Raw genomic sequence first — 10,000 nt, forward strand, 5'->3', positions numbered from 1 at the left:
GGCATTAGAAAATGAATTAAATGCTTTAGGAATTAAAGCTAAAGGATACAAATCAAACGCAGCAGATTTTAACGAGGCACAAAAATTAGTAGATGATGTTATTGCTGAATTTGGAACAATAGATGTTTTAATCAATAATGCGGGTATCACAAAGGATAATTTGTTAATGAGAATGTCTGAAGAGGATTTTGATAAAGTAATCGAAATCAACTTGAAATCGGTTTTCAATATGACAAAAGCGGTTCAAAAAATCATGTTGAAAAACCGTAAAGGTTCTATCGTAAACATGAGTAGTGTAGTAGGAGTAAAAGGAAATGCGGGTCAAGCTAACTATGCAGCTTCTAAAGCAGGTATGAACGGATTTACTAAATCTATAGCGTTAGAATTAGGTTCAAGAAACATTCGTTGCAATGCAATCGCTCCAGGTTTTATTGAAACTGAAATGACTGCAAAATTAAATGAAGATGTAGTAAAAGGATGGAGAGAAGCTATTCCATTAAAACGCGGAGGAACTCCAGAGGATGTAGCAAACGTTTGTGTTTTCTTAGCTTCTGATATGAGCGCTTATGTAACAGGACAAGTTATTAATGTTGACGGAGGAATGTTAACGTAATAGTTGAAACTATAAATGACAACAAGCACAATTTTACTTCTCCTATTATCAGTAATTATTGCTGCTGGATTGTCGTTTTATCAATATTTGTATAAAGTCAAAAACCAGTCAAAATTGTATTGGTTTTTGGCTTTTTTACGTTTTATAAGTTTGTTTTCGATCTTTTTATTGCTAATTAATCCAATTATTAGTCGAAAAATTACTGAAATTAAGAAAACACCTTTACCATTAGTTGTAGATAATTCCAAATCTATTTCCGAATTAAAAGCAACAAAAGAAGCGTCAGAGTTATATCTAAAAATTGCTGAAAATAAAGCTATTACTGAAAAATATGATGTGCAATTATTTTCGTTTGATGACGAATTTAAATCGTTAGAACAACTAGATTTTAAAGGCAATCAATCCCATATTGATGATGTAGCTAAGAATTTAAAACAGTTATATCGAAATACCAATTATCCTGTAATTTTATTTACCGACGGAAATCAAACCATGGGTAATGATTATGTGTTTAGTTTTCAAGAAAATACAAGTGTTTTTCCAGTTGTACTAGGTGATACTACAACTGTTTTAGATTTAAAAATTAACCAAATCAACGTTAATAAATACGCTTTTTTAAAGAATAAATTTCCAGTTGAAGTATTTTTACAATACAATGGAAATGAAACCATTACATCTAGTTTTTCAATCCAATCTGGAAATCAAACGGTTCACAAGCAAACAGTAACTTTTTCAAAAGACAAAAAAGCCCAATCGATTACTGTTTTATTAAATGCAGATAAAGTTGGAATTGCCAAATATAAAGCGGTAATTTCATCTAATATAAAAGAAAAAAACATCTCTAATAATGCTAAGAATTTTGCCGTTGAAGTAATCGATCAACGAAGTGAAATTGCCTTAATTTCTGCCATTAATCATCCTGATTTAGGTGCTTTAAAAAGAAGTATTGAAGTTAATCAACAACGTAAGGTAACTATTCTTAAACCAAATGAAATCAAATTATTACAAAATTATAATGTTTTGATTTTATATCAACCAACTACTGCTTTTAAATCTCTATTTGAGCAAAATAAAACAGCTCAAATTAATACCTTTATCATAACAGGAACTGCAACCGATTTCGGATTTTTAAATCAGGTTCAAGATGACTTGTTGTTTAAAATGTCGGCACCAAAAGAAGACTACTTAGCTATTTATGAATCCGATTTTAACTTGTTTGCTCAAACGAATATTGGATTTGAAAATTTTCCTCCATTAGAACATAATTTTGGAGTTGTTGCTGCTAAAAATAATATTAATACGTTGCTTTCGGCTAGAATTAGAAATGTACAAATACAAAATCCAATCTTAACTTTCACGGAGAATGGAAGTAAAAGAAAAGCGTATTTGATAGGAGAAAATATCTGGAAATGGCGTTTGGAAAATCATTTGAGCAAGAAATCATTTGAAGATTTTGACTTGTTTACCGATAAAATTATTCAGTTTTTAGTTTCCAATGCTTCTAAAAAGAATTTAAATGTTACTTATGAAAGTTTCTACAATTCAGGAGAAAGTATTGAAATTACTGCTGAATATTTCAATAAGAATTATGAGTTTGATGATAAAGCACAACTTACTATTCAGGTTGTAAATTCAAAAACTAAAGCCACAAAAAAATACGATTTACTTAAAGCAACCAATTCTTACAAAGTAAATTTAGATGGTTTAGAAGCTGGGAATTACAGTTTTAAAGTAACTGAAAAACAATCAAATACTATTTTTTCTGCGAGTTTTGAAGTTTTAGATTTTGAAATCGAGAAACAATTCGTAAATCCAGATAAATCCAGATTAGAGCAATTGGCAGTAAATACCAATGGAAAAGTTTTTTATCCAAATCAAATCGAGAATGTAATTCAAACCTTGATTGATAATGAAAACTATATTCCAACACAAAAAGAAACTATAAAAAAATCACCAATAATCGATTGGATTTGGTTACTTCTTATCGCTGTTTTTGCTCTTACTTCAGAATGGTTTATTCGAAAATATAATGGTTTATTATAAATTAAGTAAATCTTAATTTTTATTTAAGCTAGCCTTAAGCAATTCTTTTTATTTATGACTCAATTTTGTAGAAAATTTGAGTTTTATGGAATCAATCAATAGGGTATCAAAACGATATGCACTTCTATTAGGTTTTTCGGGGTGGTTTGTGTTGTTTTCTTTTTTATTAAGAATTGTCTTTTTGTTTTGGCAGTTAAGTGAAATTGACATTACAGTATTTAATCTGTTTAAAATATTGTCTTTTGGATTACTATTTGATATAGGTGTGCTTTCATTTTTATTTGTAATAAGTACATTGTATATCTTATTAGTTCCAAAGAAATATATAGGAAGTATAGTTGATAAAATCTTTATATATTTTGGTTTTTTAGTAACCTTATTAATATTTGTCTTTACATTCTTTGCTGAGATTACTTTTTGGGAAGAATTCAAGTGTCGTTTCAATTTTGTAGCGGTAGATTATTTGATTTATACTTTTGAAGTTGTTCAAAATATTCACGAATCTTATCCGTTGTATATATTAATTCCTTCTATGTTGATTATTACTGGAATTATATACTTTTATTTTGCTAAAAATGATTTTTTCAATAAAACATTTACGACTAAAATTTCATTTAAAAACCGTATTATTCCTTTTCTGTTTTCAGTAGCTTTAATGTTGTTTTATGTCTTTTTTATTTCCAACTCAAATGCCGATTGGTCGAAAAATAGATACAACAATGAAATTTCAAAAGCTGGAATTTATTCTTTTTTTGCAGAATTGCGAAACAACAAGTTGGATTTTAAAACTTTTTACAATTCTATTTCAGATGAATTGGCTTTTCAATTGGTTCGAAATAATTTAAAAGAAGAAAATGCAAGGTTTTTAGCTAATGATTTTTCCATTAAACGAAAAATAAAAGACAGTTTAGATTCAGATTTGAAACCAAATGTAGTATTCATTCTTATGGAAAGTATGAGTGCTAGTTTTATGACTGAATTTGGAAACGAAAGAAAAATAACACCGTTTTTAGATAGTATTGCTAATAAAAGTTTATTCTTTAAAAACTTACAAGCTACAGGAAACAGAACTGTTAGGGGAATGGAGGCTGTAACCTTATCAATTCCACCAACTCCTGGACAAAGTATTGTAAAGCGACCAAATAATTCAAATTTATATACGATTTCAAATGTTTTTAAAAGTAAAAATTATCAATGTAATTTCTTTTATGGAGGTGATGGTTATTTTGATAACATGAATGCATTTTATGGAGGAAATGGTTTTGATATTTATGATAGAGGTAGAGGAAGTGTTTTAAGTGATAAAATTAAAACAACGCGCCATAATATTGATGATAACGAAGTTACATTTGAAAATGCATGGGGTATTTGTGATGAAGATATTTACAATAAAATGATTAAAGTTGCCGATGAATATCATCAAAAAAAGAAGCCTTTTTTAAATTTTGTTATGACGACTTCTAATCACAGACCTTATACGTATCCAGAAAATAAAATAGATATTCCTTCGGGCACAGGAAGAGATGGAGCTGTTAAATATTCCGATTTTGCTCTTCAACAAATGCTTAAAAAAGTAAAGAATAAACCTTGGTTTAAAAATACTATTTTTGTGTTTGTTGCAGACCATTGTGCAAGTAGTGCCGGAAAAGATGAAATTGATGTAGAAAATTATCATATTCCTGCAATTATCTATGGTCAAAATTTAATTCCACCTCAAAAAGTGACTAAATTATGTAGCCAAATTGATGTTTTTCCTACTTTGTTTGGACAATTACATTGGACTTATACATCTAACTTTTTTGGCACGGATGTGTTATCTAAAAACTATCAAGAAAGAGCTTTAATAGGTACTTACTTAAAATTAGCGTTACAAAAAGACAAAGTAATTACCATATTATCTAATAAAAAAACAAATACAAGTTATAATTGGTACAAAGAATCAAACAAATTAAAGGTAGCTCCTAATAATAAAACCGAACTAAACGAAACCATTTCTTGGTATCAAACAGCTGATTATTTATATTTGAACAATAAACTGAATTAAACTTAATTTTTACTTAATGTAACAAGAGAAGAACAATTATTTGAGTTTAATGAAGTTAATTTGTATAATAAATGGTAAGGTTTTTGAATATCAAAATGGCATATAAAAATATTAAAATAAGATGAAAAAACTATTTGTAAGTATTATCCTTTTTGTTACATCATTTGGGTTTTCGCAAGATTGGAATTATAATTTTGATGAAGCAAAAAAATCAGCTGCAGAACAAGACAAAAATATTATTATTGTCTTTTCTGGTTCCGATTGGTGTGCACCTTGCATTAAATTAGACAGAAACATTTGGCAATCTGATGCATTTAAAAAAGAAGCAGTACAAGATTGGATTATTGTAAGAGCTGATTTTCCAAGAAAAAAAGCAAATGAATTATCTAAAGAACAAACAGAACATAACAGAAAATTAGCTGAAAAATATAATTTAGAAGGAAGTTTTCCATTGGTTGTAATTTTAGATAAAAATGGAAAAGTGTTAGGAAAAATGGGATTTAAAAACGTTTCTCCTGAAGAGTATATAAAAATGATTCACGCATTTGAGAAAAAATGAAAAAGCTATTAATTCTTTTGCTTTTAGCAACGCAAACACTTTCATTTGGACAACAAATTTTTAAAAAAAAGCAAAGTTTGTTGGGAAGTCCATTTGAAATTACTGTTGTAGCAAAAGATTCCATTCAAGGTAATTTATTTTCTGATTTAGCTATTACTGAAGTAAGACGAATTGAAAATTTAATATCGGATTGGATTCCTACTTCTCAAATTTCAAAAGTAAATCATAACGCGGGAATTTCTCCAATAAAGGTAGATAAAGAGGTATATGATTTGGTTGATAGAGCTACTAAAATTTCAAAATTAACATCAGGAGCTTTTGACATCAGTTATGCCTCTATGGATAGAATTTGGAAATTTGATGGTAGTATGAAAGAAATGCCTACACCAGAAGAAATTAGAAAATCAGTTGAAAAAGTTGGGTATCAAAATATAATTCTTAATCCAAAAGACACCACTATTTTCTTAAAGAACAAAGGAATGAAATTAGGTCTAGGCGGAATAGGACAAGGCTACATTGCAGATAAAATTAAAGTTTTATTACAAGAAAAAGGCTGTTCATCTGGATTGGTAAATGTTTCTGGTGATATTAACACTTGGGGGAAACAACCCAATGGTAATCTTTGGACAGTTGGAATTGTAAACCCAATGAATAAAAATAAAGTTTTTGCTACTTTTCCATTAGATGATAGTGCAGTAGAAACTTCTGGTAGCTATGAAAAATATGTTACGTTTAATGGAAAACGATACTCACATATTATTGACCCACGAACAGGTTATCCTGCAACAGGAATTATAAGTGTTTCTGTTTTTGCTAAACAAACGGAATTAGCAGATGCATTAGCCACAGGAATTTTTGTGATGGGAGTTGAAGTAGGATTAGATTTAGTAAATCAATTAAAAGGAATAGGTTGTATTATCGTTGATGATAAAGGCGGTATACATGTTTCTAAAAATATAGACATTAAAAAATATCAATAAAGATGAGAAAAACTATAATGGTTGCATTAATATTTGTTGGAGTTACTTCTTGTAATTCAGTAAAAGAGTATGACAAACAATACATCAATGATCCCGAAATGAAGTTATCAGCAAGAACTTCTGAACGATATGAAACCACTTTTCAAGTTTACCGAGAAGCTGCTTCTGGAGCAAATGGAGGAAAAACGGGTGGAGGTTGTGGTTGTAATTAAGAAAAAATTGAAATGAAAAATAAAATAATCTTTTTATTTACTTTAATCAGTACTGTTGCTTTTTCTCAAGAAAGTGATTCAACAAATGTTGCTTATAAAAAACGTGTTTTAGAAGGAATTGAAGTAGATTTTCTTGTTAGTTATTACAAACAAGATGGTGTACATTCTTCTGTTTCTGGTGGTATAGGTTCTGAAAAACTTACAGATTTAGCCTCAAATATTGTAGTAGCCATTCCTTTAAATGATGATGATGTATTGACTGTTGATATGGGACTTTCAGCATACACTTCAGCATCGTCAAGTAATATTAATCCTTTCAATGCTTCTGGCGCTTCTGCTGGAAGTGACGATGACGATAAAGCTCCGGTTACAGGACCATATGGAACACCTTGGCAGGCCTCTTCAGGTGCTTCTGCCCAAGATGTATTGGGAAGTGCTGTAGTAAATTACAGTCATAGTTCAGATAGTAGAAATTTTATTTGGAGTACTAATGTCTCTTTTTCAAACGAATATGATTATACTTCTATTGGTTTTGGTGGAGGGATGAGTAAATTATTCAATAATAAAAATTCAGAAGTTAGTGCAAAAGCTAATGTCTATTTAGATCAATGGCGTCCAATATATGCTACTGAATTACACGAATATGCTAAATATGGTCTAGGTTTTCAAAATAATGGTTTTTTTAATGGGGTAACTATTTTAGATCAAAACGGAAATGCATCAACCAGTTATTTGCCAAGTGATTTTAAATTATGGAATTCAAAAAATAGAAATTCCTATTCACTTTCATTGAGTTTTTCACAGGTGGCTACAAAGAAAATGCAGTTTTCAGTATTTTTTGATATTTTGCAACAACAAGGAATGTTGTCTTCTCCATATAACAGAGTATATTTTGCGGACAAAGCCAATTATTACATTGGTCAAGCTCAATACATTCCAGTTTATGAAACTTCACAAAATAGAGGAGTTTATCAATTAGCAGATGATATTGAACGTTTGCCAGGAACTCGTTTTAAATTACCATTTGGTGGTAGATTAAATTACTATATTAACGAAAGATTATCTTTAAGAACTTACTATCGTTATTATTGGGACGATTGGGGAATTACATCGCATACTGCGAGTATCGAGCTACCTATTAAGTTGACCGATAAGTTTACCGTTTTCCCAATGTATCGCTATTATACTCAAGAGGCATCTAAATATTTTGCTCCTTTTGAAACACATTTGTCAACTGAAAAATATTATACATCAGATTACGATTTATCAACTTTCAATGCTAGTCAATATGGTTTCGGTGTAGGGTATACTGATATCTTAACCAGTGTTAAAATTTGGAACTTTGGCTTAAAAAGTATAGATTTAAGGTTCAATCATTACGATAGAAATGACGGCTTAAATGCTAATATAATTACGTTTGGTATTAAATTCGTAGAACAATAATTTCAAATAGTATGCACATTCTAATTGTTGAAGATGAAAAAGGAATTGTAGACTTCTTAAAACAAGGTTTAGAAGAAGAAGGGTATACAATTTCTTCTGCCTCAGATGGAGAAAATGGACTTAAAAAAGCATTAGACTTACAAGTTGATTTAGTTTTACTTGATTGGATGCTTCCAAAAATGCAAGGAATTGAAGTCTGTAAGAGAATACGATTAGAGAAAAGTAATTTACCTATAATCTTTTTAACCGCAAAAGATACAGTTCAAGAAACTATTGAAGGTTTAAAAGCAGGAGCAAATGATTACATAAAAAAACCTTTTTCATTTGATGAGTTACTAGAAAGAATAAAAATTCATTTCAGAACAAAAGATGAAGTTAAAGTTTTAATTTTAGGAAATATTAAAGTTGATAAATCAAAATTTCAAGTTTTTGTAGATAATAAAGAAGTATCTTTGACGCAAAGAGAATTTGAACTACTCGAATATTTAATTAAAAATAAAGGTCAAGTTTGTACTCGAACAAATATTATTGAAGATGTTTGGGATATTCATTTTGAATATGATACAGGAGTTATAGATGTTTTTATGAACGCTATCCGAAAAAAATTAAACCTTACAAAAGATCAAGAATTAATTAAAACAATTAGAGGAGTAGGATACATAGCAAACGAAATTTAGCATGCCTAATACAGAAAAAGCAATCAAAGCCACTTATTTTAGTATTGTTGGAAATACAACACTAGCATTAATAAAAGGAATAACGGGCTATTTTGGTAATTCTTACGCTATGATTGCTGATGCAATTGAATCTACAACTGATATTTTCGCCTCTTTTTTGGTACTTTTCGGAATTAAATATTCTAATAAACCAGCCGATGAAAACCATCCTTATGGTCACGGAAGAGCTGAGCCTTTAATTACATTTTTAGTAGTTGGTTTTTTAATAATCTCAGCTACAATTATTGCTTACGAAAGTATTAACAATATTGGAACACCTCACGAATTACCCAAACCTTTCACACTTTTTGTTTTAGGAGCAATTATTTTATGGAAAGAAATATCTTTTCAAATTGTAATGAAAAAAAGTATCGAAACTAAAAGTAGTTCATTAAAAGCCGATGCTTGGCATCATAGAAGTGATGCAATTACTTCAATTGCAGCTTTTGTGGGTATATCAATTGCTTTAATTTTAGGGAAAGGCTACGAATCTGCTGACGATTGGGCGGCTTTACTAGCATCAGTTTTCATCCTTTACAATTGTTATAAAATCTTTCGCCCTGCTTTAGGAGAAATTATGGATGAACATTTATATCACGATTTAGAAGATGAAATTAAAAAAATTTCACAAACGGTTAAAGGTGTAATTTGTATAGAAAAATGCTTTATTAGAAAAGCAGGTATGAAATATCACGTAGATTTACATGTAATGGTGGATGGAACAATTTCTGTGAAAGAAGGTCATGATATTTCTCACGATTTGAAAGATACTTTACGAGAAAAACTAATTGAATTAGGTCATGTTTTAATACACATTGAGCCTAATTTTGAATCCATAGAACGCTAATTTATGTTTTCATTTTCATTTAAAAATAGAATTGCTTTTAACTACATTGTAAGTGGTTCTATTCTTATTGCGATTGTTTTTTTATTCATTTACAATATTGTAAAATACAGCGTTAATAAACATGTTAATGAAGAAATTCAAGAAGAATTATTCAAACATTTAGATGATGTGTCAACCGATTCAAATGATACTTACTTAATTCAGGTGGACCAATGGAGAGCACGTGAGCACAATTCTATTAGGGTTAATCCTGTTTTTGTTCAGTTTTATGATAACAATAAAGAAGTAATTGATAAATCTCCAAATCTTAAAGACTCTAATCTAAAATTATTTAATGATAGCAATAACATATTTATTGATACAAAATTAAATGATATTCCATTACGACAAATTCAAACTGCAATTATCAATAAAGGAGAAGTGGTTGGTTATTTAGTGGTTGCAATGTCGCTAGAAGATTTTGAAATTGTTTTAATTTTAAAGAACATTCTTTTAATTACTTTTCCGTTAATTCTAATTTTATTGTTTTTAATTGCTCGTTTT

At 29.3% G+C, this 10,000-nt stretch carries 9 protein-coding genes and 1 pseudogene; all 10 read left to right on the forward strand.

Annotated elements, in window-relative coordinates:
- Positions 1-613: 3-oxoacyl-[acyl-carrier-protein] reductase (gene fabG / locus LDL23_RS08800; RefSeq protein WP_291265360.1), on the forward strand; the 613-nt coding region annotated here is incomplete at its 5' end.
- Between the two features lie 15 nt (positions 614-628).
- The gene (locus LDL23_RS08805) at positions 629-2,656 is read left to right on the forward strand and encodes a hypothetical protein (protein ID WP_291265361.1); all 2,028 of its coding nucleotides are present in this window, start codon (positions 629-631) and stop codon (positions 2,654-2,656) included.
- Between the two features lie 85 nt (positions 2,657-2,741).
- Positions 2,742-4,700 carry an LTA synthase family protein gene (locus tag LDL23_RS08810; RefSeq protein WP_291265362.1) on the forward strand — a complete coding sequence of 653 codons (1,959 nt, stop codon included), beginning with the start codon at positions 2,742-2,744 and terminating at the stop codon, positions 4,698-4,700.
- Positions 4,701-4,821: 121 nt separating this feature from the next.
- The gene (locus LDL23_RS08815) at positions 4,822-5,259 is read left to right on the forward strand and encodes a thioredoxin family protein (RefSeq protein WP_291265363.1); all 438 of its coding nucleotides are present in this window, start codon (positions 4,822-4,824) and stop codon (positions 5,257-5,259) included.
- Positions 5,256-6,239 (forward strand): FAD:protein FMN transferase, encoded by a 984-nt coding sequence (locus tag LDL23_RS08820; RefSeq protein ID WP_291265364.1) that lies wholly within the window; start codon positions 5,256-5,258, stop codon positions 6,237-6,239. The genes LDL23_RS08815 and LDL23_RS08820 overlap by 4 nt, the downstream gene beginning before the upstream one ends.
- A 2-nt stretch (positions 6,240-6,241) precedes the next feature.
- Positions 6,242-6,451 (forward strand): DUF4266 domain-containing protein, encoded by a 210-nt coding sequence (locus tag LDL23_RS08825; protein ID WP_291265365.1) that lies wholly within the window; start codon positions 6,242-6,244, stop codon positions 6,449-6,451.
- A gap of 12 nt (positions 6,452-6,463) precedes the next feature.
- A complete protein-coding gene (locus LDL23_RS08830) occupies positions 6,464-7,894 on the forward strand; it encodes a DUF3570 domain-containing protein (protein WP_291265366.1) in 1,431 nt (476 codons plus the stop codon).
- Positions 7,895-7,905: 11 nt separating this feature from the next.
- On the forward strand, positions 7,906-8,571 hold the full coding sequence (locus LDL23_RS08835; protein WP_291265367.1) for a response regulator transcription factor: 666 nt from the start codon (positions 7,906-7,908) through the stop codon (positions 8,569-8,571).
- A 1-nt stretch (position 8,572) separates the two neighbouring features.
- Entirely contained in the window at positions 8,573-9,457 is an 885-nt protein-coding gene (locus tag LDL23_RS08840) for a cation diffusion facilitator family transporter (protein ID WP_291265368.1), read from the forward strand.
- Positions 9,458-9,460: 3 nt separating this feature from the next.
- Positions 9,461-10,000: pseudogene (locus LDL23_RS08845) on the forward strand (two-component sensor histidine kinase); the annotation flags it as partial.

Source organism: Flavobacterium sp., assembly GCF_020217025.1.
Classification (GTDB): domain Bacteria; phylum Bacteroidota; class Bacteroidia; order Flavobacteriales; family Flavobacteriaceae; genus Flavobacterium.

Coding starts and splice junctions, on each gene's coding strand:
- LDL23_RS08805 (WP_291265361.1), top strand. CDS start 629: ATGACAACAAGCACAATTTTACTTCTCCTATTATCAGTAATTATTGCT.
- LDL23_RS08810 (WP_291265362.1), top strand. CDS start 2,742: ATGGAATCAATCAATAGGGTATCAAAACGATATGCACTTCTATTAGGT.
- LDL23_RS08815 (WP_291265363.1), top strand. CDS start 4,822: ATGAAAAAACTATTTGTAAGTATTATCCTTTTTGTTACATCATTTGGG.
- LDL23_RS08820 (WP_291265364.1), top strand. CDS start 5,256: ATGAAAAAGCTATTAATTCTTTTGCTTTTAGCAACGCAAACACTTTCA.
- LDL23_RS08825 (WP_291265365.1), top strand. CDS start 6,242: ATGAGAAAAACTATAATGGTTGCATTAATATTTGTTGGAGTTACTTCT.
- LDL23_RS08830 (WP_291265366.1), top strand. CDS start 6,464: ATGAAAAATAAAATAATCTTTTTATTTACTTTAATCAGTACTGTTGCT.
- LDL23_RS08835 (WP_291265367.1), top strand. CDS start 7,906: ATGCACATTCTAATTGTTGAAGATGAAAAAGGAATTGTAGACTTCTTA.
- LDL23_RS08840 (WP_291265368.1), top strand. CDS start 8,573: ATGCCTAATACAGAAAAAGCAATCAAAGCCACTTATTTTAGTATTGTT.